This is a genomic window from Streptomyces sp. NPDC001100, assembly GCF_053598575.1.
Genome location: NZ_JBSFKO010000013.1, coordinates 24,575 through 48,811, shown reverse-complemented (window position 1 = coordinate 48,811; position 24,237 = coordinate 24,575). Strand labels below are relative to the sequence as shown.

The 24,237-nt window shown below is 71.1% G+C and carries 24 protein-coding genes and 3 pseudogenes; 13 read left to right on the top strand and 14 right to left on the bottom strand.

Annotated elements, in window-relative coordinates:
• Positions 1-47 precede the first annotated feature (47 nt).
• A complete protein-coding gene (locus tag ACWDEW_RS20335) occupies positions 48-539 on the top strand; it encodes a hypothetical protein (protein WP_450514525.1) in 492 nt (163 codons plus the stop codon).
• A gap of 5 nt (positions 540-544) precedes the next feature.
• Here the strand turns inward: ACWDEW_RS20335 and ACWDEW_RS20330 are convergent, their stop codons facing one another.
• Entirely contained in the window at positions 545-1,447 is a 903-nt protein-coding gene (locus ACWDEW_RS20330) for a LysR family transcriptional regulator (RefSeq protein ID WP_450514349.1), read from the bottom strand.
• A 174-nt stretch (positions 1,448-1,621) separates the two neighbouring features.
• Between ACWDEW_RS20330 and ACWDEW_RS20325 the strand changes: the two genes are divergently transcribed.
• Both ACWDEW_RS20325 and ACWDEW_RS20320 read left to right on the top strand, forming a co-directional pair.
• Positions 1,622-2,560 (top strand): family 2A encapsulin nanocompartment shell protein, encoded by a 939-nt coding sequence (locus ACWDEW_RS20325; RefSeq protein WP_450514348.1) that lies wholly within the window; start codon positions 1,622-1,624, stop codon positions 2,558-2,560.
• Positions 2,561-2,976: 416 nt separating this feature from the next.
• Positions 2,977-4,608, top strand: coding sequence for a family 2A encapsulin nanocompartment cargo protein cysteine desulfurase (locus ACWDEW_RS20320; RefSeq protein WP_450514347.1), 1,632 nt, complete (start codon positions 2,977-2,979; stop codon positions 4,606-4,608).
• A 187-nt stretch (positions 4,609-4,795) separates the two neighbouring features.
• Here the strand turns inward: ACWDEW_RS20320 and ACWDEW_RS20315 are convergent.
• Positions 4,796-4,891: pseudogene (locus ACWDEW_RS20315) on the bottom strand (LacI family DNA-binding transcriptional regulator); the annotation flags it as partial.
• Positions 4,892-4,946: 55 nt separating this feature from the next.
• Positions 4,947-5,552, bottom strand: a complete 606-nt coding sequence (locus ACWDEW_RS20310) for a YdcF family protein (protein WP_450514346.1) — start codon at positions 5,550-5,552, stop codon at positions 4,947-4,949.
• A 55-nt stretch (positions 5,553-5,607) separates the two neighbouring features.
• Between ACWDEW_RS20310 and ACWDEW_RS20305 the strand changes: the two genes are divergently transcribed.
• The gene (locus ACWDEW_RS20305) at positions 5,608-6,279 is read left to right on the top strand and encodes a class I SAM-dependent methyltransferase (RefSeq protein ID WP_450514345.1); all 672 of its coding nucleotides are present in this window, start codon (positions 5,608-5,610) and stop codon (positions 6,277-6,279) included.
• A 12-nt stretch (positions 6,280-6,291) separates the two neighbouring features.
• Here the strand turns inward: ACWDEW_RS20305 and ACWDEW_RS20300 are convergent.
• A pseudogene (locus ACWDEW_RS20300) lies at positions 6,292-7,257 on the bottom strand (NAD(P)H-dependent flavin oxidoreductase).
• Positions 7,258-7,332: 75 nt separating this feature from the next.
• Between ACWDEW_RS20300 and ACWDEW_RS20295 the strand changes: the two are divergent.
• The 4 genes and pseudogenes from ACWDEW_RS20295 to ACWDEW_RS20280 all read left to right on the top strand — a co-directional run bounded on the left by ACWDEW_RS20295 (position 7,333) and on the right by ACWDEW_RS20280 (position 11,997).
• Positions 7,333-7,764 (top strand): ankyrin repeat domain-containing protein, encoded by a 432-nt coding sequence (locus ACWDEW_RS20295; protein WP_450514344.1) that lies wholly within the window; start codon positions 7,333-7,335, stop codon positions 7,762-7,764.
• Between the two features lie 47 nt (positions 7,765-7,811).
• Positions 7,812-10,169, top strand: coding sequence for an FUSC family protein (locus tag ACWDEW_RS20290; RefSeq protein ID WP_450514343.1), 2,358 nt, complete (start codon positions 7,812-7,814; stop codon positions 10,167-10,169).
• A gap of 181 nt (positions 10,170-10,350) precedes the next feature.
• Positions 10,351-10,976: pseudogene (locus ACWDEW_RS20285) on the top strand (MFS transporter); the annotation flags it as partial.
• A gap of 37 nt (positions 10,977-11,013) precedes the next feature.
• Complete coding sequence (locus ACWDEW_RS20280; RefSeq protein WP_450514342.1) at positions 11,014-11,997, top strand: NAD(P)-dependent alcohol dehydrogenase; 984 nt, start codon at positions 11,014-11,016, stop codon at positions 11,995-11,997.
• On the opposite strand, the gene ACWDEW_RS20275 is transcribed toward ACWDEW_RS20280, so the two are convergent.
• Positions 11,972-12,781, bottom strand: a complete 810-nt coding sequence (locus tag ACWDEW_RS20275) for an inositol monophosphatase family protein (RefSeq protein ID WP_450514341.1) — start codon at positions 12,779-12,781, stop codon at positions 11,972-11,974. The genes ACWDEW_RS20280 and ACWDEW_RS20275 overlap by 26 nt on opposite strands.
• A 192-nt stretch (positions 12,782-12,973) precedes the next feature.
• Here ACWDEW_RS20275 and ACWDEW_RS20270 point away from each other — a divergent pair, with 192 nt between their 5' ends.
• Positions 12,974-13,813 (top strand): lysozyme, encoded by an 840-nt coding sequence (locus ACWDEW_RS20270; RefSeq protein WP_450514340.1) that lies wholly within the window; start codon positions 12,974-12,976, stop codon positions 13,811-13,813.
• Positions 13,814-13,865: 52 nt separating this feature from the next.
• Here ACWDEW_RS20270 and ACWDEW_RS20265 read toward each other — a convergent pair whose 3' ends face one another.
• The 5 genes from ACWDEW_RS20265 to ACWDEW_RS20245 all read right to left on the bottom strand — a co-directional run bounded on the left by ACWDEW_RS20265 (position 13,866) and on the right by ACWDEW_RS20245 (position 17,680).
• The gene (locus tag ACWDEW_RS20265; protein WP_450514339.1) at positions 13,866-15,473 is read right to left on the bottom strand and encodes a sodium/solute symporter; all 1,608 of its coding nucleotides are present in this window, start codon (positions 15,471-15,473) and stop codon (positions 13,866-13,868) included.
• The gene (locus ACWDEW_RS20260; protein ID WP_450514338.1) at positions 15,470-15,907 is read right to left on the bottom strand and encodes a DUF485 domain-containing protein; all 438 of its coding nucleotides are present in this window, start codon (positions 15,905-15,907) and stop codon (positions 15,470-15,472) included. The genes ACWDEW_RS20265 and ACWDEW_RS20260 overlap by 4 nt, the downstream gene beginning before the upstream one ends.
• A 285-nt stretch (positions 15,908-16,192) precedes the next feature.
• Positions 16,193-16,615, bottom strand: a complete 423-nt coding sequence (locus tag ACWDEW_RS20255) for a hypothetical protein (RefSeq protein ID WP_450514337.1) — start codon at positions 16,613-16,615, stop codon at positions 16,193-16,195.
• A 22-nt stretch (positions 16,616-16,637) separates the two neighbouring features.
• Entirely contained in the window at positions 16,638-17,507 is an 870-nt protein-coding gene (locus tag ACWDEW_RS20250; protein ID WP_450514336.1) for a class I SAM-dependent methyltransferase, read from the bottom strand.
• A gap of 20 nt (positions 17,508-17,527) precedes the next feature.
• Complete coding sequence (locus ACWDEW_RS20245; protein ID WP_450514335.1) at positions 17,528-17,680, bottom strand: hypothetical protein; 153 nt, start codon at positions 17,678-17,680, stop codon at positions 17,528-17,530.
• Between the two features lie 174 nt (positions 17,681-17,854).
• Here ACWDEW_RS20245 and ACWDEW_RS20240 point away from each other — a divergent pair, with 174 nt between their 5' ends.
• The 3 genes from ACWDEW_RS20240 to ACWDEW_RS20230 all read left to right on the top strand — a co-directional run bounded on the left by ACWDEW_RS20240 (position 17,855) and on the right by ACWDEW_RS20230 (position 20,430).
• Positions 17,855-19,222 carry a rhodanese-like domain-containing protein gene (locus tag ACWDEW_RS20240; RefSeq protein WP_450514334.1) on the top strand — a complete coding sequence of 456 codons (1,368 nt, stop codon included), beginning with the start codon at positions 17,855-17,857 and terminating at the stop codon, positions 19,220-19,222.
• A 69-nt stretch (positions 19,223-19,291) separates the two neighbouring features.
• A complete protein-coding gene (locus ACWDEW_RS20235) occupies positions 19,292-19,687 on the top strand; it encodes a rhodanese-like domain-containing protein (protein ID WP_450514333.1) in 396 nt (131 codons plus the stop codon).
• Positions 19,684-20,430: a sulfite exporter TauE/SafE family protein gene (locus tag ACWDEW_RS20230; protein WP_450514332.1), complete on the top strand. Its 747-nt coding sequence runs from the start codon at positions 19,684-19,686 to the stop codon at positions 20,428-20,430. Before ACWDEW_RS20235 ends, ACWDEW_RS20230 begins: the two co-directional genes overlap by 4 nt.
• Positions 20,431-20,451: 21 nt before the next feature.
• Here ACWDEW_RS20230 and ACWDEW_RS20225 read toward each other — a convergent pair whose 3' ends face one another.
• A complete protein-coding gene (locus ACWDEW_RS20225; protein ID WP_101403955.1) occupies positions 20,452-20,739 on the bottom strand; it encodes a metal-sensitive transcriptional regulator in 288 nt (95 codons plus the stop codon).
• An 83-nt stretch (positions 20,740-20,822) separates the two neighbouring features.
• Between ACWDEW_RS20225 and ACWDEW_RS20220 the strand changes: the two genes are divergently transcribed.
• Positions 20,823-21,410: a rhodanese-like domain-containing protein gene (locus ACWDEW_RS20220; RefSeq protein ID WP_450514331.1), complete on the top strand. Its 588-nt coding sequence runs from the start codon at positions 20,823-20,825 to the stop codon at positions 21,408-21,410.
• A 47-nt stretch (positions 21,411-21,457) separates the two neighbouring features.
• Here ACWDEW_RS20220 and ACWDEW_RS20215 read toward each other — a convergent pair whose 3' ends face one another.
• From ACWDEW_RS20215 to ACWDEW_RS20205, 3 genes are read right to left on the bottom strand one after another with little or no spacing between them, the layout of a single operon-like run.
• The gene (locus ACWDEW_RS20215) at positions 21,458-21,829 is read right to left on the bottom strand and encodes a thioredoxin family protein (RefSeq protein WP_450514330.1); all 372 of its coding nucleotides are present in this window, start codon (positions 21,827-21,829) and stop codon (positions 21,458-21,460) included.
• A gap of 51 nt (positions 21,830-21,880) precedes the next feature.
• A complete protein-coding gene (locus ACWDEW_RS20210) occupies positions 21,881-23,575 on the bottom strand; it encodes an aminotransferase class V-fold PLP-dependent enzyme (RefSeq protein WP_450514329.1) in 1,695 nt (564 codons plus the stop codon).
• The gene (locus ACWDEW_RS20205; RefSeq protein WP_450514328.1) at positions 23,572-24,024 is read right to left on the bottom strand and encodes an OsmC family protein; all 453 of its coding nucleotides are present in this window, start codon (positions 24,022-24,024) and stop codon (positions 23,572-23,574) included. The genes ACWDEW_RS20210 and ACWDEW_RS20205 overlap by 4 nt, the downstream gene beginning before the upstream one ends.
• Positions 24,025-24,237 lie beyond the last annotated feature (213 nt).

The window sequence follows — 24,237 nt, the reverse complement described above, 5'->3', positions numbered from 1 at the left end:
CTTCGGCCGGGTCCATCTCGTCACCACCGCGGCCCTGGACCGGATGCGTGCCGTCCACCCCGCGGGGGACTTCGACGCCCGCCGCTTCCGGCCGAACCTGGTGGTGGACACCGCAGGGGGACCCGGATTCCCGGAGGACGCCTGGGTCGGGTCGTGCCTGCGGGTGGGGGAGGCCCGACTCGCTCGGCGCGCTGGACAGCGCCCGCCTGGCCGCCGATCCGGGAGCAGGGCTCGTCATCGAGCGCATCCTCGCCCTGTTGTACGACCTGGCCGCCGCCATCAACCGGGCCGCGCTACCGGGTCGACAACCGGGAACACCGGCCGACTCGTTCGGCGCGGCCGAGCGGGCCGGAATGATCGACGCCGAACTGGCCGACGCGCTCGCCCCGGCGGACGGCCCGCACCACGTCCTCGTACAGCTGTGTCTGGACACCGAACCCGAGAAGGTCCCCGCGATCGTGGCTGCCGCGCGGTCCGGATACCGGGAGTACGTACGGCAGGTGACCGACTGGATCACCACTGGTCCCGGGAAGAACTGAACCGGTCAGGATGGCCATTCCGGTTCGGTGACGGTCACGGCGAGGGCGTCGAGGAGTACCTGGGCGGGCTGGGACGCGGGCGGCTTGCCGTGGACGGCGGCCACGACCTGGCGGCGCATGCCGGGGATGCGGTGGAGGCTGACCCCGGGGTGCCGGTTGGCGAGGAGGGTGAGTCCCGGCAGCAGGCTCACGCCGAGTCCGGCCGCGACGAGCGCCTGTACGGCGACGTAGTCGTCGGTCTCGAACTCGACCACCGGCTCGAACCCGGCCCGCCCGCAGGCGGCGACGAGATGCTCGCGGCAGCGTTCGCACCCGGCGATCCAGCGCGCGTCGGCATAGGTGGCCAGCTCCGCCCGGGGCCCGTCCCAAGAGCGGTCCGCCGGGGTGACCACGTACAACGGCTCGTCGAGCAGCGGTGTCATCGTGGTGTCGCGGCGGTCGCGCTGGGGCGGATCGCCGTGCTCGAAGATCAGCGCCACGTCCACGTCGTTGTTGCGCAGGGCGTTGAGCGCGTCGGGCGGCTCGGCCTCCCGCAGGGTCAGTTCGATCGCGGGATGCTCGGCGGACACACGGGCGGCGGCGAGCGGCACCAGGGTCGCCAGTGCCGAGGGAAACGCGGCCAGCCGGACCCGGCCGGTGCGCAGCCCGGCCAGCTCGTCCAGTTCGGCGTGCACGGACTCGACCTGCGCGAGGATCGACTCGGCCCGGTCCACCAGCAGCCGGCCGGCCTCGGTGAGCCGGATACCGCGCCCCATCCGCTGCAGCAGCGGAACCCCGACCTCGGCCTCCAGCTTGGCGAGTTGATGACTCACCGACGGCTGGGCGTAGTGCAGTGCCTCGGCGGCCGCCGTGACGGAACCCTCGCGGGCGACGGCGACCAGGACGCGCAACCGACTCAAGTCGATCATTTGTGAATCATAGACCGCGTCGATGAAAGCCTCGAAAACACGCATTGGACCATTACCGGGCTCACTGCGACGGTGAATCGATAGTGGGTGCGAGAGATCTCGGCCGCATCTGTCCTGTCGGCGATCTCACCCCTCACGCCTGCCCGGATCCCGGGCGCCGAAAGGAGATGGCGCATGACCACGGCTGTGAATCCACCGTCGCGATCGATGTCGGTGAGCGACAGCGCGGCGCGGACTCTCGCGAACGCCACCAAGACCGTTCCCCAGATGGCCTCCATCACGCCTCGCTGGCTGGTGCATCTGATGTCCTGGGTCCCGGTCGAGGCCGGCATCTACCGGGTGAACAAGGTCGTCCACCCCGAGTCGGTGCGCATCGAGTGCGACAACTACGACGAGTCGCCGCTGCCGGACACCTTCGTCGACTACGAACGCGAGCCCCGCGAGTACCGGCTCAAGGCCGTCCAGACGGTCCTGGACCTCCACACCCGCATCTCCGACCTGTACTCCAGCCCGCACAACCAGACCGCGCAGCAACTGCGGCTGACCATCGAGGCGGTGAAAGAACACCAGGAGGGCGAGCTGATCAACAGCCCGGAGTACGGGATGCTGGCCAGCGTGGTGGACAGCCAGCGGATCTCCACGATGGCGGGCCCGCCGACCCCGGACGACCTCGACGCCCTCATCACGAAGGTCTGGAAGCAGCCCGCTTTCTTCCTCACCCACCCCGAGGGGATCGCCGCGTTCGGCAGGGAGTGCACCCGGCGAGGCGTACCGCCGGCCACGGTCAGCATGTTCGGCTCGCAGTTCATCACCTGGCGCGGCCTGCCGATCATCCCGTCGGACAAGGTCCCGCTGGAGAACGGCAGGACGAAGTTCATCCTTCTCCGCACCGGTGAGTCGCGCCAGGGCGTGGTCGGACTGTTCCAGCCCGGGCTCTCCGGCGAACAGGGAATGGGCCTGTCGGTGCGCTTCATGCAGATCGACCGCAGCGCCATCGCCTCCTACCTCATCTCCCTGTACTGCTCGCTCGCAGTCCTCACCGACGACGCGCTTGCCGTGCTCGACGACGTCGAGGTGGACAAGTTCCATGACTACGCCCCGAGTTACCGGTAGCCATGACCACGCCCCCAACCACCGGTAACGAAGCCGCCCCGGCGTGGCTGCCGGACGAGGAGACGCTGAGCCGGATGGCCGGGGAGTTCTTCCGAGCACTCCCCGGGCAGTCGGCGGACACCGAGTCGGACACGGAGGCGCCGACTCCGGCCTCCGACGGCCGGCCGGAATGGCCGACGCCCACCGGCCTGCCGCGCGCGGACTCCTCTCCTACGGCGCCTGCGGGGCCGTCGGCCGCGCAGTCCGCCCCCGCTGTGCCCACCGGTCCGCCGGCCCCGGGCCCAGGCCCGTTCCCAGCCCAGCCGGCCGGTCCGCAGACGGCGGATTTCGCAGCTGGGGTGCCAACTGGCCTGCCTGCTGCGGGATCCGCGCCCACGGTGTTCACCGGGACGCCGGCCGCGAACCCGTTTCCTCCGATGCCCACCGGCATCCCCTCCATGGACCCGCCGCCCCCGGCACCGACCGCCGGAATGAGCCCGCCGTCCGGGCCGCCACCGACCAGCGCCCCCGCCACGTTCATGGCGAGCCCCTACGCGGTGGGCGCGCCCGGCAGCGCCACCCCGGAGGCATCGGCCTCGCCCGTAGCCCCGGGACCACCGCCCGTCCCCTCACCGGCCGCACCGGCCCACCTCCCGGACCCCGGGCCGTACTACTTCCTCACCGAGGCCGCCGGGTACCCCGCCCGGGCACCGGAACTTCCCGGCTTCGGGCACCTCGGACTGCCGCCGCTGCCCGCGATGACGGCACCGACGGCGACGACCGCGCCGTACTACTTCGTCCAGGAACCCGACGTATCCGCCGCGCCGTCGAACCTGCCGCTCGACCCGCACCCGGCCTTCGACGTGCAGGCGGTGCGCCGGGACTTCCCGATCCTGTCCGAGCTGGTGAACGGCCGTCCGCTGATCTGGCTGGACAACGCCGCCACCACGCAGAAGCCGCAGGCGGTGATCGACCGGCTGGTGGAGTTCTACTCGCGGGAGAACTCCAACATCCACCGCGCGGCACACGAACTGGCAGCCCGGGCCACGGATGCCTACGAGGGCGCCAGGAAGACCGTCGCCCGGTTCATCGGGGCCGGTTCCGCCGAGGAGATCGTGTTCGTCCGGGGCACCACCGAGGCGATCAACCTGGTCGCCAAGGCATGGGGCCCGGCGCACATCCGCGCGGGTGACGAGATCGTGCTCTCCCACCTGGAGCACCACGCCAACATCGTGCCCTGGCAGATGCTGGCGGAGCAGACCGGTGCGGTGATCAAGGTGATCCCGGTCGACGACAGCGGCCAGCTGCTGCTCGACCAGTACACCGCCCTCCTGTCGGACCGCACCAAGCTCGTCGCGGTCACCCAGATGTCCAACGCGCTCGGCACCGTCGTACCGGTCGAGCAGATCATCGAGATCGGGCACCGGGCCGGGGCACGCGTTCTGGTCGACGCGGCGCAGTCGGTCCCGCATCTCCCGATCGACGTAAGGGAGTTGGACGCGGACTTCCTGGTCTTCTCCGGGCACAAGCTGTTCGGACCGACCGGCATCGGGGTGCTCTACGGCAAACGGGAGGTCCTGGAGGACATGCCTCCGTGGGAGGGCGGCGGCAACATGATCACCGACGTCACCTTCGAGAAGTCCACCTTCCAGCCGCCGCCGGGCCGTTTCGAGGCCGGCACCGGCAACATCGCCGACGCGGTGGGGCTGGCCGCCGCCATCGACTACGTCGAGCGCATCGGCCTGCCGAACATCGCCGCCTACGAACACACCCTGGTCGAGCACGCCACCGAAGGCCTGCGGTGCGTGCCCGGGCTGCGGTTGGTCGGTACGGCCCCGAACAAGGCGAGCATCGTGTCGTTCGTCCTGGACGGCTACGAGCCGGCCGAGGTGGGCACCGCGCTCAACGAGGAAGGAATCGCGGTCCGTTCAGGCCACCACTGCGCGCAGCCGATCCTGCGCCGGTACGGCCTGGAGGCCACCGTCCGGCCGTCGTTCGCCTTCTACAACACGCACGCCGAGGTGGACACGCTGGTCTCGGCGGTCCGCCGGCTCGCGGACCGCCGCTAGCCGAACGTGCCACCAGAACGGGTACGGCGGAAACCTGTCCGAGGTTTCCGCCGTACCCGTCGGTTCAGACCGTTTCCGGCCAACGTCCCGCCCGGTCCCGGCGTCGAAGGTTCCTCGACGACGCGGGCCCGCAGCCGGATGAGATCCGCCTGCACACGTCCCCCGGCGACTACATCTTCGTCCCCCTCGACTCCGACACACCGGGCCTGCCGTTGAGCACCCGGCTGACGGTGGCCTCGCTGACCCCGACCCTCCTGGCTACCTCGGCAAGTCGTCGCGTCATCTCTGCAAGCCTGGTGCGGCACCCGGTCATCGGCGGGTTCGCGGAAGGCGGGGCGTCAGTGCAGCCGTCCACGGCGTTCATCGGCTCTGAGACGACGGAGCCTCCAAAGCCCGTACAGAGCCAGCAGCGGTTTGACGATCAGCCACTCGCCTAGGCGGTAGTCGTCCGCGCGCACGAGCCTCTCCGCGAGATCGGGGCGCTGCCGCCCCAGGTACTCGCGGGCCTTGAGGGCGTGGGCCGGCTGGGAGACGATCTTGATGCGGTCGGCGTTCTCCAGGAGCGGGATCACGTTGGTGACATTCTCCCATGTCGTGGTGCTTTCCTCTTCGAGGAGTACTGTGCCGGTGAATTTGAGCACCGATCGCGCGTAGTCGGCCATCACCCGGGCCTCGGAGGCACCACCACTGGTCGTCGTGCCGCCGCTGAAGATCACGCGAGTGTCGTGCGTGCTGTCATCGGTGATGGAGCGAATTCCGGCCCGGACCCGCCAACGGTTGATGAGATTCGCCGTCGCCTGAGGGTTCCGGTATCCCAGCACGACCACGGCCTCGGTCTCACCCTCGTTGTCTCCCACGAGAGCTCGGGACCAGCGCCGGTTCAGCCACTCGCCCCAGGCAAGGACCACCACGGCAGCCGCCGCCACGCCTGTCCTTTGTCGCATTCGGTGACTCTAGGCCACCCTGGTGTCCCTGCCGTTCCGCAGAGAGGGATCCACCGTGTCCGACCGTCTCGACACCCAGATCTCCTACTGGGACGCCGCCGCGGCCACGAAGACCTTCACCCACCCGCTCCATCTGCCGTGGCTGGCGGGGATCGGCAGGCAGGCCGCGATTCTCGACTACGGATGCGGCTACGGCCGCACGCTGGACGAACTCGAACAGCACGGCTTCCGCGGGCTGACAGGCGCCGACATCTCACCGGCGATGATCGAACGCGCCCAACACCTGCACCCCACCCTGCACTTCACCACCCTGGACACACCCCCGTCCATGCCCTCCCCGGACGCCGTCTTCGACGTGGTCCTGCTCTTCGCCGTACTGACCTGTGTACCCGGCGACGAGGCCCAGCAACGACTGATCGCCGAGCTGAACCGCGTCCTCAAGCCCGGCGGAGTCCTCTACGTCAGCGACCTCCTGCTGCAGGACGACGAGCGCAACCGCAGCCGCTACGACGGCTACGCCACCCTCAACGGCGGCCACGGTGACGCCAGTTACGGCGTGTTCCGGACCGGCGACGGCGCGGTGTGCCGCCATCACTCCCGTGAGTGGCTCACCACGCTCCTCGCCGACTTCGAAGGCATCGACAGCCGGAAGGTGACGGTGTCCACGATGAACGGCCACGAGTCGACGGGGATCCAGCTCCTCGCCCGCAAGGCTGCCCTGACGTGACGTCAGGTGGAATCAGGTTCCTTTTCCGGCCCGGGCGAGTGCCACCTCGGCCTGTGTGGCAAGGGAGTCGACGAGGTCGGCGGCCGACGGCAGGTCGTTGATGAGGTCGACGGCTTCGCCGGCCCACACGGGCAGGGCCGGTATGTCGCCCCGGGACAGGGCGACTTGGTAGGCGTGCCGGGCGTGCGGGTCGGTGGTGAGTTCCGCCTCCCGGTCGCGCCACTGGTCGAGGAACGGGTGGCCGAGCGTGCGGGCGGTGTACTTCGAGGGCCAGTTGGAGCCCCGGGCGATGTCGAGGATCCTGTTGCGCTCGGTGTCCGCGCCGTGGCCCTCGACGATGGCCGTCTTGGTCGAGGCAGGGACCAGCGCTTCGGCGGTCGCCTGGAAGCGGGTGCCGACGAGTGCTCCTGCGGCTCCCAGGGCGAGAGCGGCGGCCAGTCCACGGCCGTCGGCGATGCCACCGGCGGCGAGTACCGGTGTCGGAGCGGCCAGGTCGACGACGACCGGCACGAACGGCAGCGTGGAGCGACCGTGCCGGGCGCCGTGTCCACCGCTCTCGGACCCCTGCGCCACGATCACGTCGGCGCCCAGGTCCACCGCCCGCCGCGCTTCCTCCAGATCGGTGACCTGAAGGACAAGTGGCGTACCCGTACGGCGAATTCATTCGGCGAACGGGCTCGGATCCCCGAACGACAGCATGACCGCCCGGGGTCGGTGTTCCAGGGCGTGCTCCACCGCGGCGACATCTGTCTGCCAGGTGAGGAAGCCGATACCCCACGGGTTCGTGGTGTTCTCGGTGACGATGGCCAACTCCCGTGCCAGCCAGTCGCGTTCGCCGTTGCCACTGCCCAGCAGGCCGAGCCCGCCCCCACGGGACACGGCCGCGGTCAGCGCACCACCGGCCGATCCGCCCATCGGCGCCAGTGCGATGGGGTGTTGCACTCCGAAGAGCTTTGTGAACGCCGTCGTCAAAGCCATGCTCCTCATCATCACCCGATGGCCCGCGCGCGGAAATGGGCGGCCCGGCCACGCACCCGCCCCTAATCTCGGCCCATGAAGCAGCGGCAGCAGAAGAAGCTCTCCCGACGGCTCTTCGGGGCGGTGGTGGTGGGTGATGCCGGTGCGGTGAGGGCGGTGCTGCGCGCCGGTGCCGACCCCGGGCGGCCCGACAGCGAGGGCACCACGCCGCTCTACGCCGCTTCCGTGAACGGACAGGCCGCGATCGTCCGCCTGCTCCTGTCGGCCGGCGCCTTCCCCGACACCGAGAGCAGCGGCATCGGCGCGCAGGGCCTGCCCTTGTGCGCCGCCGCGTGCTGGGGGCACACCGACACCGTCCGCGAACTGCTGGCTCACGGTGCCGATCCGAACGTACGGGAAGACCACGGCACCGGCCGGAGCCCGCTGGAGTGGGCGAACAACGGTCCTCATCCCGCGACGGCCGCCCTCCTCACCGAGGCGGGCGCGACGGCAGCCACCGTCGGGTGAGGGGCCTTCCGCGCCTTGGCCCGGCCCGGCATGGACGATCGGCGGGCATGGCGGATACTCGGGTATGGCGGGGCACACGGGTGCTGCGCGGGCTGGAGGTGCGCCGGCGTATGGAGAGAACTCGGCGCGGCCTGCCCGGGCGGGTTCCGGCGTGGTTGCGGGACCATGATCCGGGGCTCGCGGCGACGCGCAGGGCCGCACGCACCGCGCTGGTGATGCCCGCGTTGTTCGCCCTGTGCGGCCAACTGCTGAAATCCTCGACGATGGCGACCTATGCGGCGTTCGGGTCGTTCTCGATGCTCCTGCTGGTGGAGTTCACCGGCCCGATGGTGCAGCGCCTGCGGGCGCACGTGGGGCTCGCGCTCGGCTGGGCGGCGCTCATCTGCCTCGGCACACTGGTGGCGCGCACGAACTGGCTGGCGGTCGCCACCATGGTCGTGGTGGGCTTCCTGGTGCTCTTCTCGGGCGTCGTCAGCTCCGTCCTCGCGGGTGCCACGACCGCGCTGCTGCTGGCCTTCATCCTCCCCGTGACCTCGCCGGCCCCGCTGTCGCAGCTGCCCGACCGGCTCACGGGAGCGGGCCTCGCCGCGGTCGCCGCCATGCTCGCGATCTCCCTGCTGTGGCCCCGGTCCACCGTGGACCCGCTCAGCGCGCCCGCCGCCCGGGTCTGCCGTGCGGCGGCGGCCCAGCTGCGCACCGACGCCTCCTGGCTGGACGGCGGGCCGCAGGCGCCGACCGTCCGCCAGTGCGCGGTCGCCGCCGACCGCGCCACCGCCGCGGCCGCGGACCTGCGCGCCGCCTTCGACGCCACTCCCTACCGGCCCACAGGTCTGTCCGTCGGCTCCCGCGCTCTGGTCCGCCTGGTCGACGAACTCACCTGGCTCAGCGCCATCGTGGAGGACAGCGGTCCCGTGTCGGACGAACGCCGGGTCTGCGACGCCGACGCACGCACCGTACGGCGGGCGGCGGCCACGGCCCTGGACGAGGCCGCCGTACTCCTCGACACCCCGCGCGCATCGCCCGACGCCCTCCGCGCCGCTCTCGTCGACCTGCGCGCGGCGATGGACGGCATGGAGGACGGCGCCACCCACCGGCTGCCCGTGGAACAGCCGAAGCCGCGCACGGAGTCGGAGGTCCGCGCCTTCATCGAGACCCTCGATCTCTCCTTCCGCGCCCAGGAGTTGGGCTTCGCCACCCTGCAGATCGCCGGCAACGTGGATCTCGCCGCGGCCGCCGAGCGGCGCAGCTGGCCGGAGCGGCTGCTCGGCGGGGAACCCGGCGCCCTGGCCCAGCCGCTGGGGTCGGCCGTCGAGCGCGCCGCCGCCCACCTGCAGCCGCGCTCGGTCTGGCTGCACAACAGCCTCCGGGGCGCCCTCGGTCTCGGCATCGCCGTGGCCCTGGCGAACGCGACGGGTGTCCAGCACTCCTTCTGGGTCCTGCTCGGAACCCTGTCGGTGCTGCGCTCCAACGCGCTCAACACCGGGCAGAACGCACTGCGCGCCCTCGGCGGCACCCTGGTCGGCTCGCTCGTGGGGGTCGGGCTGCTCCAGCTCATCGGCCACCACGGCACCCTGCTCTGGTTCCTGCTCCCCGTCGCCGTGCTCTTCGCCGGTATCGCCCCCGCCGCGATCTCCTTCGCGGCCGGACAGGCGGCCTTCACCGTCGCCCTGGTCATCCTGTTCAACGTCGGCCAGGACCCCGACTGGCACATCGTGCTGCTGCGGATCCAGGACATCGCCCTGGGCTGCGCGGTGAGTGTGCTGGTAGGTCTGTTCTTCTGGCCGCGAGGTGCCGGGGCCGCCGTGGACCGGGCGCTGTCCGCGGCGTACGACGCCAGTGCCCGCTATCTCGCGGACGCGGTGGAGTACGCGGCCAGCCGTTGCAGCATCGGCTGCCTGCCGACCGACGCACCGCTGGAGGCGGGCCGACAGGCGGCCGCCGCGGCCCGCCGACTCGACGACGCCTTCCGCAGCTACCTCGCCGAACGGGGAGCCAAGCCGGTACGGCTCTCCGACATGACCACCCTGGTCACCGGGATCGTGGGACTGCGCCTGGCCGCGGACGCGGTGCTGGAACTGTGGCAGCGCAACGGCGGCGACGAACAGATCCAGCCCGACCGCTCCGAGGCCCGGCTGATCCTCCTCGACACCGTCGTCCGGCTCGCCGACTGGTACCGCGACCTGGCCGCAGGCCTCGGCCAACACACCGCCGTACCGGACCCGTTGGCGCGCAACACCGAAGAAGAGGCGCGTCTCGTCGACTCCCTGCGCCGCGACCTGCGCGACGACGACGGACGCGCCACGGCCACCGCCGTCCGCATCATCTGGACCGCGGACCATCTCAACGCGGCCCGCCGCCTCCAGTACGTCCTGACCGCGGCGGCGAAGCCGAGCGCGTCGGGCTGATGCCCGATCCCGGGAGCACGGGGATCAAATACGTTGGCCATAGCCCGAGTTGGTGCATACCTGTCTGCCCGTGACCCGACGTCGCCGTGCCGCACCCGTCGCGCCCGTTCCTCCGCGTCCGTCTCCGTCAGGGCTGTTCTCCCGGACGCATCTGGCCGCGACCGCGAGCTTCGCGGCGGTGATGTTCCTGAGCGGGTTCGCCGCGCCGGCGGTGATGCCGTTGCTGCCGGTGGCCGCCGGGGACCTCGACGGGGTGGTGCTGTATCCGCTGGTGGCGGGGGCGTTCGTCGCCGCGGGCCTGCTCGGCGAGGTGCTGGGCGGACCGTGCCGGGCCGCGTCGGCCGCTGATGGCCGGGGTGGTCCTGACCGTCGTCACACTGCTCGTCTCCGCGACGAGTACGACCATCTGGCAGCTGGCCCTGGGACGGCATCGCGGCCGGACTGGTGGCCGTGTCGATCAACGTGGCCATCGGACAGGCCTACCCGGATCACCTGCGGGCCCGAGCCCTGGCCCTGATGAGCGCCTGCTGGATCGTGCCGTCACTGGCCGGTCCGCCGCTCGCCGGGCTCGTGGCCGCGTGGTGGTCCTGGCGTGCGGTGTTCTTCGGCCTCGCGGGTCTCACCCTGATTCCGGCGGTGACAGCGGTGCTGCTGCTGCACGGGCGGGAGAGGGAGCGCGGAGGAGAAGCCACGCAGGCAGCGGGACCGGTGCGACGGCAGGCTCTGTCCGCCGGGCTGGCGGTGAGCGTGGCGGCCTCGCTCACTCAGTACGGCGTCTCCGCCTGGGACGTACGGCTCGCGGGATGCTGGGTGGGTGCCCCGATCCGAACGGGAGGCAACCACCTTGAAAGCCATCGTGCAGGATGTCTACGGCCCGGCGGACGTACTGGAGTTGCGGGACATCGACCGCCCGGTGCCCGGCCCCGACGAGGTGCTGATCCGCGTGCGGGCCGCCGGTGCCGGGCCCGACGTGTGGCACCTGATGACCGGCCTGCCCTATCCCGCTCGGCTCGTCTTCGGGCTGCGCAGGCCGAAGAACCCCGTCCCGGGCTGGGACGGCGCGGGGGTGGTCGAGGCGGTCGGCCCCGGCGTGACCGACCTCGCACCGGGAGACGCCGTCCTCGGCGAATGCCGGGGCTCCTTCGCCGAGTTCGCCCTCGCCAAGGCCGGCCGGATCGCACGCAAACCCGACGGCATCACCTTCGAGCAGGCCGCCGCCGTCCCGTGCTCCGGTGTCACCGCCTTCCAGGCGCTGCACACCAAGGCCGGTCTGCGGCCGGGCCAGCAGGTCCTGGTCATCGGCGCCTCGGGCGGAGTGGGCAGTTTCGCCGTCCAGCTCGCCACCGCCCACGGCGCCGAGGTGACCGCCGTCTGCGGTACGGACGCGGCGGACTTCGTCCGTTCCCTGGGCGCCGTCGACGTCGTCGACTACACCCGCGAGGAGATCACCGACCACCCGCGCCGGTACGACGTCGTCCTCGACGCCGCCGGCAACCGCAGCGTCTCGCTCCTGCGCAGCGTCCTCACTCCGCACGGAACCCTGGTCCGCGTCGGCGGCGAAGGCGGGAGCCAGTGGTTCGCCGACGCGGGCATCCGCCTGGAGATGGGGCTGCGTTCGCTGCTCGGGGGCCGCAAGCTCCGGGGCATGCTCGCGGTCGTACGCCGTGCGGATCTCCAGACTCTCGACGCGATCATCGACAAGGGCGAGCTCACTCCCGTGGTCGACCGCACCTTTCCGCTGGCCGAAGCCGCCGACGCCGTACGCCACTTGGAGAACGGCCACCCGCAGGGCAAGGTCGTCGTCACGGTCGCGGGACCGGGGGACTGACCGTCGACTGCCACAACTCCCGCGCCTCCGCCGTGACTCCGGGCGCGGCCAGCAACAACGGCGTGTCGTAGGCGGGGAGTTGGGGCACCGCGACCGCCCCCGCCTCCGTCGCGATCAGAAGCGCCGGGAGACCGTCCACCGGGTGGAACTCGCCGATCGCGGCGGCGGCAGCCCGGCCCGCCGCGACCTGCACCAGGGACAGTGCCGTCGAGCCCATCACACGTACCGTGCAGTGCCGGTCGGCCAGTTGGGCCATCAGCGCGTCCAGACCCGGCCAGTGCGCGTGCGCGGCCCACTCCGTCATGAACACATGCCCGGTCAGCGTCGTATGGTCCGCCGCGTGGATCGGGACGCCGTTCAGGTGCGCGCCCCCGCCGCGTACGGCCGTGAACACCTCGCCCCGCCACGGGTCCGCGACCAGGCCCAGCAGCGGGGAGCCGTCCGGCCGCGCGAGGCCCAGCGAGAAGGAGCACCAGCCCAGCCCGTGGGCGTAGTTGGTGGTTCCGTCCACCGGGTCGATCACCCAGTGCGGGCCGTCCGAGGCGCCCTCCTCGACGCCGTACTCCTCGCCGTCGATCCCCCAGCCGGGGAACTCGCGCCGCAGCACCGACCGTACGTGCCGCTCCACCGCCTCGTCCGTGTCCGTCACGATGTCGGCCGGGCTCGCCTTCTGCCGGACCGGGCCCGATGCTCCGGCGTTCCCGCTGCGGATCGTCTGAGAGGCCCACTCGGCCAGCTCCACGGCCACGCGCAGCGCGGCGTCCAGGTCATGCTCGTTCGTCACTGCTCTTCCCCACTCCAGTCATGTGCGGGCGAACCTTCCCGGGTCGGCCTCGGTCCAGGAGATCACGTCGTCGTGCGGCTTCGACGGCGGTGTCACCCGTCGGGGCCCGCGGACGCCCCGCGGCACGGGGGGTGGGCGTGGTTGGCGGTACATGACGTGCGATGCGGCACGGTTGCGGTTCGTATAGGCGGTATGCGACGACGAATATCAACCTGGGACGGGCTTTCCCGTCTGCGCGTGGCCGTGGTGGTGTCCGGCCTTCTTCTCACCGTGACCGGTATGGCCCCCGCGCCGACCACGGCCGAACCCGGACCCGCGCGGGGCAGCGCCTACATGGGCATCGGCGTCCTGGCCCACGACGGGACGAGCGGCAGGACCGGCGCGGTGTCCCCGGAGGAACGGGCCGGGCAGACCGAGGGTGTGGACGTCTCCAGCTATCAGCGTGATGTGGCGTGGCCCAATCTGTGGAGCGCCGGTACCAGGTGGGCCTATACGAAGGCCACGGAAGGTACGTCCTACCGGAACCCGTACTTCGAGGACCAGTACGAGGGTGCGTACGACGTCGGCATGGTCCGCGGGGCCTACCACTTCGCCACACCGGACGGGGGCGGCGGAGCCGCGCAGGCCGACTACTTCGTGGACCACGGCGGGGGCTGGTCGGGCGACGGCCGGACGCTCCCGGGGGCACTCGACATCGAGTGGAATCCCTACGGCGACTCCTGCTACGGCAAGTCCACGAGCGGCATGGTCACCTGGATCGGCGATTTCCTGAGCCGCTACAAGGCCCGTACCGGTCGCAATGCCGTGATCTACACGTCCACCAGCTGGTGGAGCAGCTGCACCGGCGGCTACCGGGGATTCGGTGCCACGAACCCCCTGTGGGTGGCCCGGTACGCCTCGTCGGTGGGGGCGCTTCCGGCGGGCTGGTCGGCGTACACGATGTGGCAGTACACGTCGTCCGGGCAGACGGTCGGTGACCACGACCGGTTCAACGGTGCCCAGGACGCGTTGCGCCAGTTCGCCGCCGGCTGAGCGGCGGGTGCCGGGGGCTGCGGCCCCCGGACCCGACCTCGGAGGCGGGTTGTCAGCCGTTCTTGGGGTACGCCGGTCCGGCCAGCAGGACGGGCTCGATGGACTCGTAGCGGTTGCGTGCGCGGGCGGCGGACCTTCTGCGGGACAGGACGGTGGCGACGAGACCGCAGAGGAACCCGGCCGGGACGGAGACCAGGGCGGTCGTGGTGAAGGGGAACCAGTTGAAGTCGGCGTCGGGGAAGGCCGATTGGGGGGTGCCGGAGACGAGGCTGGTGCCGGGCAGGAGGACGAGGACGCTGACGGTGCCGCCGATGAGTGTGGCCAGCAGACCGGCGCGGGTGTAGCGGCGCCAGAAGAGGCTGTAGAGGAGCGCCGGGGCGATCGCCGAGGCGCCCAGGCAGAAGGAGAGGATGGCGAGCGGCTGGAGACTGCGGTGCTGGGCGAGTACGGCCAGGCCGATCACGGGGATGCCCACGGCCAGGGCGGACAGGCGGGCCAGCGCCATTTCGCGCAGCGGCGGTGTGTCGGGGCGGGCGGCGATGTCGTGGGCCAGGGAGTTGGCGCAGGCCAGGGTCATGCTGGCCACGGAGGCCAGCAGGGTCAGGAAGATGGCCGTGGTGACGGTGGTGAACAGCAGGCTCTCCGGACGGGAGAGGTCGGTGCCGAACGCGGCGCGCGCTCCGAGGAGATAGGCGGTGGAGCCGCGCGGATCCGCGGCTGTGATGGTCTTCGCGCCGATGAGAGCGGTGGCGCCGACCGCGACGACGGTCATGACGGCGATGAACAGCGCGACCGCCGACACGGCCCAGGACATCGCACGGCGCACCTGCCGGGTGCTGCCGGCGGTGTACATGCGCATGGTGACGTGGGGGAGGGACGCACCGCCGAGCACGATGGCGCACTGCGTGCTGACCATGTCGAGAGCGGGGTGCTTTCCGCCGGTGAACTGGAGCCCGTAGCGCAGGTAGTTGTGGCCGGCCCCACTGTTGTGTGCGGCGGTCCGGAACAGGGTCGGGGGGCTCCAGCCGAAGGTGTTCAGGACGAGTGCGGCGACGACCAGGCCCGAGCCGAGGAGGATCACGGTCTTCAGGATCTGGATCAGGGCCGTGCCGCGCATGCCACCGAGCGCCGCGTACGTGATCATCAGCCCTCCGGCGCCGACGACGCAGCCGGTGCGCATGGTGCTGTCGGAGAAGCCGAGGACATACGCCAACAGCTGCCCCACGCCCGCGAGTTGGACGACCATCATGGGTACGAGCGCGGCGAGGGTGACGGCGCACGCGGTGATGCGTACCGCGCGGCCGGGCATCCGGCGGGCGAGTACGTCGCCCATGGTGAACCTGCCGGTGTGGTGCAGCGGTTCGGCCAGCAGGAACATCAGTAGGAGCAGGGAGAGCAGGGTGCTCAGGGCCAGGACGACACCGTCGTAGCCGCAGAGCGCGATGATGCCGCCGACGGTCAGGACGGTGGCCGCGGAGATGTAGTCGCCGGCGATGGCCAGGCCGTTGCGGAGCGGGGAGAGGAACCGGTAGCCGGTGTAGAACTCGTCGAGGTCGTCGCGGTCGGGGCCGGTGACCACGCACAGCAGCAGGGTGAGGGTGACGACGCTGAAGAACGCCACGAGTGACCAGGACTGTGCGGCGCCCTTGAAGTCGGTCACGGCCTGACCTGCCCGTCGCGGGGGTGCGGCGTCTGGTGGCGCACCCGGCGGGCGAGGGGGTCGACGTGGCGTCGCGCGGTGTACTCGTAGAAGAGCACGGCCAGCCAGGTGACGGGGAGTTGGACCAGTGCCAGGCAGAGGCCGGCGGGCAGGCCGCCGAGGGCGGGAGCCGTCATCACCGAGGGGAGTGCGACGGTGAGGGTGAGGAAGACGGCGAAGTAGCCGAGCGCGGCGAACGCGGCGACGCGTCGCTGCCGGCGGCAGGCCCGGCGCAGGAGTCGTAGATCGCGGTGGGGTCCGGTCCATGAACGGGCCCGTACCGACCGCCAGTTGCTGTTGCCGAGCGGGGCGGGTGGCGGTGAGGGCGGGATGGGGGAGGCGTGTCGTGCGGGCCGGTGGCGCAGCGGGTGTAACTCGGAGCTGTCGGCGGACATTCCAAGATCTCCTAGTGGGTCGTGGGCCCCAACAGGTGCCGACCGCTGGAACGCGGGAGACGGTCCTGGTCATCGCACGCTATGCGGGCGCCGGAGCCCGCGCAGGACTTCCGGTGAACTCCCTGGTGAGGGCCGCTGCACCGTGCTGACCTCGGATGTTGTGGGTGTGGGGGGTGGGATGGAACACCACGGGAGTGGGGTGTGAGTCGTCCGGGCGCCGAGTGGATCGACGCGGCGGTGCTCGGTGGTGCTCGGTCCTGGGAGGGGTGAACAAGGGTGCCTGGATCACCTCTTGGACCACTCGCGGGCTCCCGCCTGACGCATCAACTCCTCGGCGGTATCGGGGTCGGCGAGGAACGGATCGACGAGCTGGGCATAGTCGCCGTGCCCCTGGAGGGACTTCCGTAGTTGCTTCTGGTTCTTGGCGCTGAAGGAGATGCCGCCACGCCTCTCAACGACTCCGATGGTCATAGCCAGCTCTTCGATGTCCACCGACAGGTAGTACGTGTCCCTGTGCAGTTCGGCTTCGCCGTCGATGGTCCCTCCCCTGCGGTCGAGAGTGATCCGATACCCGACAACAGGGCCTGTGTAGCATGCACTTGGCACCACTAGTTCGCTCTCCTCAGGGCCGGTGAGCCCCAGGGCCGCCGCGACGGGGGCATAGACCGTCCGTACTTCGGTGAAGAAGACTTTCGCCGACGGAACCATGTGCGCCTCCTGTCTGGACTGCTCACGCCACCCGGCCCACGAGCACGGAGACCTGGACGCTTTCGCGATACGGGCCGGACGGGAGCGACCGGTGAATCCGCTCGGCGAACGCGGGCCGATCCTCCTGCCCGGGGAGCTTGTCCGCGGGGATCGCCGAGTAGACGCCGCCGATGATCTCGTCGATGCTCAGCTCGTCGGTATAGTCGATCGCCGTTTCCCGCACATCCGTGAACCCGGCGGCACGGAGCGCTTCCGCGTAGCGGCGCCGGTCGTGCGCGGCGGTACCGCACGTCGCCTCCAGCCTCCTGCCGAAGTGGTCCTCCAGACAGGCCCGCAGGGCGTGTGACCAGGCGCGGTCCTGCTGCCACAACGGTGTGCCGTTGGCCACCACGGCGACACCTCCGCCCGCGCGGAACAAGGGCGCCAGGGTACGGAAGAGCTCCTCGTGCCGCATCCAGTGCAGGGCCTGCCCGATCACCGTCATCGCCAGGGATCCCGGCCCGAGCAGTGTCCCCACCGCGGGGATGTCGCTGTCGGCGCCCAGCACCCATGTCGCATTGCGCACGCGCTGCCCCGCGGCCGCTTCCGCGGCGAGCCGCAACATGTCCGGTTCCGGGTCCATCCCGATGACGGAACGGACCTGGGACGAGAGTGGAAGAGCGAGCTGGCCTGTGCCGCATCCGAGGTCGAGCACGATGTCATCGGCGGTGAGCGCGAAGGCTGCCCCCAGGGCCTCGATGACCGCAGGCGGATAGCCACGACGGTACTTCGCGTAGAACTCGGCGACCTCACCACTGAAACCCACACCCGCAGCCATGCCTCTCACCCTGGCAAGAGCGGGCCGATCAGAACAGCTCGACAGTGCGCGGATCGCTACCAGCAGAAAGCTCAACTCCCGTGATCCCCTCGCGCCTACTGAAGGACTCCGACGGCGGACCAGGCGTCGAGCGCCGCGCGATGCTCCTCGCCCTCGCCGTAGAGGCGGAGAGCCGCGGTCGCCGTCAGACGGGCGAAGTCGGCGAACTGTACGTTCGCGTCGAGTTCGGCGCTGGTCAGGGCCGCCATGGCGAAGACCTTTCTCGTCGGTTCGCGTGGCGTGGGACGGGTGTCCGGCCGGCTGCGAGGTACTCGTGAAGCGTTTCCCGGACTTCCCTGCCCTTGGAAATACCCCCCGGGGTACTAGTGTTACGGTCGTAAGCATACCCCCAGGGGTAATTCTTCGTTGGAAGGGAGTACCGCGTGTTCTTCGTCGACACGATCGAGGTGTCAGGGCTCGGCAACCGCAGCTATCTCGCGGGCGGTGAGCGGACGGCGGTGGCGGTCGACCCGCCCCGCGACGTCGACCAGGTGATCGCGGCGGCGGCGCGGCGGGGCGTGCGGATCTCGCACGTCGTCGAGACCCACGTCCACAACGACTACGTCACCGGCGGCCTGGAACTGGCCCGGATCACGGGCGCCGCCTACCTCGTCCCTGCCGGGGCCAGGGTCTCCTTCGCACGGATACCGGTACAGGACGGCGACCGCACGGAGATCGACGCCGATTCCGGGCTGACCCTGCGCGCCGTGGCGACGCCCGGCCATACCCCGCACCACACCTCCTATGCGCTGGAGGGGAACGGCACGGCGGTCGCGGTGTTCACCGGCGGTTCGCTGCTGATCGGCACGGTGGGCCGCCCGGATCTCGTGGAGCCTCGGCTGACCGAGCAGCTCGCCCGCGCCCAGCACGCCTCCGCACACCGTCTCGCCGCCGAACTGCCGGACGAGACCGAGGTGCTGCCCACGCACGGCTTCGGCAGCTTCTGCTCGTCCTCGCAGGCGGAGGGCAGTGCCACGACGATCGGCAAGGAGAAGGCGTCCAACGAGGCCCTGACCCGGGACGTGGACGACTTTGTCGCCGGTCTGCTGGCCGGTCTGGACGACATCCCCGCCTACTACACACACATGGGCCCGGCCAACGCCGCCGGACCCGCGCCCGTCGACCTCACCCCGCCCGCTGTCGCGAACGCCGAGGAGATAGCCGCCCGGCTGGCGGCGGGGGAGTGGGTGGTGGACCTGCGCAACCGTGTCGCCTTCGCCGAAGGGCACGTGTCCGGCTCGTTCAACTTCGAGGCCGAGGGGCAACTCGCCACCTATCTGGCCTGGTTGATCCCGTGGGGCAGGCCCCTGACGCTGCTGGCCGAGTCGCCCGCGCAACTCGCCGCCGCCCAGCGCGAGCTGGTCCGGGTCGGCATCGACCGCCCGGCCGCCGCGGCCACCGGCGCACCGGCCGACTGGGTGCCCGAGGGCGCGGCACCGGCCTCCTTCCGGCGGGCGACGTTCGCCGACCTCGCGGTTCGGCGTCCCGTGGAGGGTGTCGTCGTCCTCGATGTGCGACGCGGCTCAGAGCGGGCGGCCGGGTACATCGAGGGCTCGGTCCACATCCCGGTCCACGCCCTGCACCGCCGCCTCGGCGAAGTCCCCGCCGGCGAGGTGTGGGTGCACTGCGCGGGCGGCATGCGCGCCGCGATCGCCGCCTCGCTGCTGGACGCGGCCGGTCGCGAGGTCGTCGCCGTGGACGACTCCTTCGACGCGGCGGCGAAGGCGGGACTCACCGTACGGACGCCCTGACGACATCGGATGCCGTAGGCGTTCCACCGATCTTCACTGCCGACATGGAAACAGGAGCGAGAAACCGACATGAGCATCTTCCGACGAGAGCGGGGTGGCGCGGGCCGCGTGAGCGTGCAGGAGGCGGCCATACGCACCGGGCACGGCAACGCCGCCGGCAGCGGTAGCGGCGGTGACGCCGTACTGCTCGATGTGCGCGAGCCGTACGAGTGGCAGGCGGGCCACGCACCCCGCGCTGTGCGTCTGCCGCTGTCGGCGCTGGCTGCCGGGGCGGGGCTGCCGGCTCACGCGCAGGCGCGGCCCCTGGTCGTGATCTGCCGCTCCGGCAACCGCTCCCGGCAGGCCGCGGAACTGTTGGCCACTCGCGGCGCGGAGGCCGTGGACGTGATCGGCGGCATGCGCGACTGGGCGGGGGAGGGGCTGCCGGTGGTGGACGCGAGCGGCGGGAACGGCACCGTCGCGTGAGCACTCTCATACTCGCCCTGACCGCCGGCGCGGTCATCGGTCTCGCGCTCGGCGCGCTCGGGGGCGGCGGCAGTGTCCTCGCCGTGCCCGCCCTGATCTATCTGCTCGGTTTCACCTCGGTCGCGGCCACCACCGCGAGCCTGGTCATCGTCACGCTCACCTCGGTCACCGCGATGGTCGCGCACGCTCGCGACGGGAACGTCCGCTGGCGTACGGGGCTGCTGTTCGCGGCGGCCGGGATCGGCCCGGCGATGCTGGGCGGCGCGCTCGCCGGACGCATCCCGGCCGCAGTGCTGACAGCGGCCTTCGCCGTGGTCGCGGGAGCGGCCGCCCTGCGCATGCTGCGGTCCCGGCCGACCGCGGAGGGCACCGTGACGGTGCGGCCAGTGCGGGTAGCGGCAGCCGGTGGCGGGCTCGGTGCGGTCACCGGCGTCCTCGGTGTCGGCGGCGGCTTCCTCGCCGTACCGGCGCTGGTGAGTGTGCTGGGCCTGCGCATGCGGAACGCGGTGGGCACCAGCCTGCTGGTCATCACCGTCAACTCCCTGGCCGCGTTGGCGATGCGCGCCGGTACGGTCGAGGGGCTGGACTGGGCGGTCGTCGGGCCGTTCGTCGCGTCGGCGATCCTCGGGGCATGGGACGGCAAGCGGCTGTCCGTGAAGGTCTCGGGACATACGCTTCAGCGGATCTTCGCGCTGGTGCTGCTGGCGGTGGCGGTCTTCATGCTGATCGACGCGGTGCTGTGACGGCCGCCGCGTCTGGAGCCCTCACGCCAGGGACAGGAACAGCTTCTCCAGGCGGGCGCGCATCTGCTGGGCGTCCTCGCCGTTCTTACGGCCGGACTCGATGTCGGTCATGCACTGCTGCATCCCGGTCGCGATGATCGCGAAACCGGCACGGTCCAGTGCGCGGGAGGCGGCGGCGAGCTGCGTGACGACGTCCTCGCAGTCGCGTCCCTCCTCGATCATCCGGATCACGCCGGAGATCTGACCCTGCGCACGGCGCAGGCGGTTCAGCACGGACTTCAGGTCCGCACCCTCAAGCTCCAGCTCCACGACCACTCCTCAAAGAAAATACCCCTAGGGGTACTGTACGTCCCGGTTCGGGACGGCGTCGACCATTAAGGATCACACCTGACATGACCAGTTCTTCCGCCCCCGTCATCCTCGCCGCCGAGCAGGCCCGCACCCGACTGCACGAGCTCACCGTCATCGACGTGCGCACGCCCGCCGAGTACGCCTCCGGTCATCTGCCCGGCGCCCTGAACATCCCCCTGGACCACGTCCGCCGCGCCCTGCCGGAGATACGCCACGCTTCCGAGCAGGGTGACATCCTCGTCGTCTGCGCCTCCGGCGCCCGATCGGAGAACGCCTGCCAGCTGCTGGCCGATCAGGGCATACCGACCGCCACCCTCGCCGGCGGCACCGGCGCCTGGGCTGCCGAGGGACACGACCTGCACACCCCGGCCGCATGCGACACGCGGGCCGGTTGGAGCATGGAACGTCAAGTGCGCTTCACCGCCGGCACGGTGGTGCTCCTGGGCCTCCTCCTCGGCCTGCTCGTGCACCCGGCCCTCCTGCTGATCTCGGCCGGTATCGCGGGCGGTCTGGTCTTCTCTGCCCTCACGAACACCTGTGGCATGGCGGCCGTGCTCGGCAAGCTGCCGCACAACCGCCCGCGCGCGGCCGATCTCGACGCCGCGTTGGCCGTTCTGCGCAGCCGCTGAACCCGTGTTCCAGGGCGCCCGTGAAGACTCCATGGGCGCCCTGGGCGTCAGTTCGCTCCCGTCGAGCCCGCGGCGGTCTTCCGTCGTACGTCGTCCATGTCGACGACCCTGATCTTTCCGATGAGTTCCTCCAGGGCCTGCGGCGGCAGGGCGCCCGGCTCGGCGTACAGGACGGTCCGGTCGCGGACGGCCATCAGGGTGGGGATGGAGGAGATGCGGAAGCCCGCGGCGAGTTCGGGCTGTGCTTCGGTGTCGACCTTGCCGAAGACGATGTCCGGATGCCGCTCAGCCGCCTTGTCGTAGACGGGGGCGAAACGGCGGCACGGTCCGCACCAGGCGGCCCAGAAGTCGATCAGCACGATCTCCGAACCGGTGACGGTCTCCTCGAAGTTGTCCTTGGTCAGTTCCACGGTGGGCATGGTTTCCGGTCTCCTTTCATATACCCGGTGGGGTATCTGCATCCCTTCGGTTCAACCGGTGCCGGTCCGGGTTTGTTCCAGGCAGACGGGCGGCAGCGGGAACCAGCGCATCCGCTCGAAGTCGGCCGGCAGCCCGGTGGGGCCGTCGTCGAGGGAATCCGCACGGCAGGTCAACACCTCGCGCGCACGGTCGAGCTGGCCCGACAACACTTCCTCGCCCAGCCGGTGGTGGCGGACCGTCGACGCGGTGATCCGTCCGTCGGCGGCGAAGCGCACGTCGGTCAGCCGCAGCGGAGGAGAGGCCGGGCCGGTGCGGTGGCGCCACAGGCCGGTGTGCGGGTCGAAGCGGTAGTCGGGAAGCAGCCGGTGGCCGTACGCGGCGATCAGCTCGACCGCGTCGATGAGGTAGTCGCGGACGGTGTCGCTGATGAAGTAGTTGAAGTTCAGGCGGATCCAGCCGGGTTTGATGCCGTCGCAGCCGTGGACGACCTCGTCGAGCAGGGCATGGGAGGTGGCGGCGTCGATGGCGAGCAGGCGGTGCCCATAGGGCCCGGCACAGGAGCAGCCGCCGCGGGCCTGGATGCCGAAGAGGTCGTTGAGCAGGGCAACGACGTAGTTGTGATGAAGGTAGGCGTGGCCGCCGTGCCGGATGCGGAACGAGATGATGGACAGGCGGCGGGCGTGGTGGTTGCCGAGGATCTCGATGCCGGGGTTGCGGTCCCACCGGGTGAGTGCACGTTTCCAGTGCCGTTCCTCGGCGGCCTGGATGGTGTCGGTGCCGACGGCCTGCTTGAGGGCGAAGACCAGCCCGGCGCGGATGGACTCCACGATCGCCGGGGTGCCGCCCTCCTCGCGGGCGACCGGGTCGCCCAGATAGCGGTGGCCGGTCGGGTCGACGAAGGCGACCGTGCCGCCGCCCGGCGCGGTGGGCACTCGGTTGCGGACCAGTTCGCGGCGGACGACGAGGACGCCGGGGGTCTGCGGGCCGCCGACGAACTTGTGCGGGGACAGGAAGACCGCGTCCTTGTGGTCGGCCGCGCCGGGGGCGCTCTCGGAGACCCGGACGGGGACGTACGGGGCGGCGGCCGCGTAGTCCCAGAAGGACAGTGCGCCGTGTGCGTGCAGCAGGCGGGCGATGCGGTCGGTGTCGGTGAGGATGCCGGTGACGTTGGAGGCGGCGGAGAAGCTGCCGATGCGCAGCGGCCGGCCGGCGTGGCGGACCAACTGCGCCTCCAGCTCGCCGAGATCGATGTGACCGTCCGCGTCCTCGCCGATGACCACGACGTCGGCGGCCGACTCCCGCCAGGGCAGTTCGTTCGAGTGGTGCTCGTACGGGCCGACGAACACGACCGGGCGTACGGCCCGCGGCAGCGGGTCGGGCCGGCGCAGCTCCAGGATGCCCACCAGTTTGTTGACCGCCGCGGTCGCTCCCGAGCCGCAGAAGATGACGAGGTCGTCCTCGGTGCCGCCGACCGCGTCGCGGATGATCTGCCGGGCGTCCTCGCGCAGCCGGGTCGTCTGCAGCCCGGTGCTGGAGCTCTCCGTGTGCGTGTTGCCGTAGAGGGGCAGCACATGCTCGCGCACGAAGTCCTCGACGAAGTCCAGGGAGCGGCCGGAGGCGGTGTAGTCGGCGTAGACGAGGCGCCGGGGGCCGTAGGGGCCCTCCAGTACCTCGCCGTCGCCGATGAGGCCGCGGCGGATGCGGTCCAGAAGAGGAGAGGCGGGCGGCGCCAGGTGCGTGCTCATGGTGCCAGCCCGATGCCGATCTCGGGTGGCTGCTGCAGTGTGTTGTGGACCGTGCAGCGCGAGGCGACGGCGAGCAGGGCCGCGCGGCGCTGCTCGGACAGGCCGGGCGGCGGGACGATCGTGACGTGCACGGAGGCCACGCGGGCGGGCCGGTCGGTGGCCATGGTGAATTCTGTACGGACGCGCAGTCCGGCCTGGTCCAGGCCGTGGCGGTGCAGGAAACGGCCCGCGTAGAAGGCGACGCAGGTGGCCAGGGAGGCGGCGAACAGCTCGGTGGGGGTGGGTGCGATGTCGGTGCCGCCCGCCTCGACGGGCTGGTCGACATGCAAACGGTGGCCGCGGATGTCCACGGTGTAGATGTCGCCTTCGGCGTGGGTCACCTCGAAGCGGTGCACGTCCGCGTCCTGCGGCTGGTTCGTGGGGAGGGTCTGCGGTGCGGTGCCGGTCATGACCGGGCCTCTCTCGTCGGCGTCGACTGCTGCCAGTTCCAGTCGACCGCGAACCGTGCCACTGATCGAGAGGCCGACGGGGTGCGCCAGGGGCCGTTCGGCCCTCGCGCCGACGGCCGTCGAGACATACCCTGGTAGGTATTTTTTCAGGTGGTTCATGGAGGGTGGGCGGCGCGCCGGGCCTGCGGGGGCGGGGCGAAGACATACCCGGGT

What these genes read in the sequence shown, in the direction of transcription:
- ACWDEW_RS20330 (WP_450514349.1), bottom strand. Translation starts at nt 1,447, where the DNA reads ATGATCGACTTGAGTCGGTTGCGCGTCCTGGTCGCCGTCGCCCGCGAG.
- ACWDEW_RS20325 (WP_450514348.1), top strand. Translation starts at nt 1,622, where the DNA reads ATGACCACGGCTGTGAATCCACCGTCGCGATCGATGTCGGTGAGCGAC.
- ACWDEW_RS20320 (WP_450514347.1), top strand. Translation starts at nt 2,977, where the DNA reads ATGCCCACCGGCATCCCCTCCATGGACCCGCCGCCCCCGGCACCGACC.
- ACWDEW_RS20310 (WP_450514346.1), bottom strand. Translation starts at nt 5,552, where the DNA reads ATGCGACAAAGGACAGGCGTGGCGGCGGCTGCCGTGGTGGTCCTTGCC.
- ACWDEW_RS20295 (WP_450514344.1), top strand. Translation starts at nt 7,333, where the DNA reads ATGAAGCAGCGGCAGCAGAAGAAGCTCTCCCGACGGCTCTTCGGGGCG.
- ACWDEW_RS20290 (WP_450514343.1), top strand. Translation starts at nt 7,812, where the DNA reads ATGGCGGATACTCGGGTATGGCGGGGCACACGGGTGCTGCGCGGGCTG.
- ACWDEW_RS20270 (WP_450514340.1), top strand. Translation starts at nt 12,974, where the DNA reads ATGCGACGACGAATATCAACCTGGGACGGGCTTTCCCGTCTGCGCGTG.
- ACWDEW_RS20260 (WP_450514338.1), bottom strand. Translation starts at nt 15,907, where the DNA reads ATGTCCGCCGACAGCTCCGAGTTACACCCGCTGCGCCACCGGCCCGCA.
- ACWDEW_RS20255 (WP_450514337.1), bottom strand. Translation starts at nt 16,615, where the DNA reads ATGGTTCCGTCGGCGAAAGTCTTCTTCACCGAAGTACGGACGGTCTAT.
- ACWDEW_RS20245 (WP_450514335.1), bottom strand. Translation starts at nt 17,680, where the DNA reads ATGGCGGCCCTGACCAGCGCCGAACTCGACGCGAACGTACAGTTCGCC.
- ACWDEW_RS20235 (WP_450514333.1), top strand. Translation starts at nt 19,292, where the DNA reads ATGAGCATCTTCCGACGAGAGCGGGGTGGCGCGGGCCGCGTGAGCGTG.
- ACWDEW_RS20220 (WP_450514331.1), top strand. Translation starts at nt 20,823, where the DNA reads ATGACCAGTTCTTCCGCCCCCGTCATCCTCGCCGCCGAGCAGGCCCGC.
- ACWDEW_RS20215 (WP_450514330.1), bottom strand. Translation starts at nt 21,829, where the DNA reads ATGCCCACCGTGGAACTGACCAAGGACAACTTCGAGGAGACCGTCACC.
- ACWDEW_RS20210 (WP_450514329.1), bottom strand. Translation starts at nt 23,575, where the DNA reads ATGAGCACGCACCTGGCGCCGCCCGCCTCTCCTCTTCTGGACCGCATC.
- ACWDEW_RS20205 (WP_450514328.1), bottom strand. Translation starts at nt 24,024, where the DNA reads ATGACCGGCACCGCACCGCAGACCCTCCCCACGAACCAGCCGCAGGAC.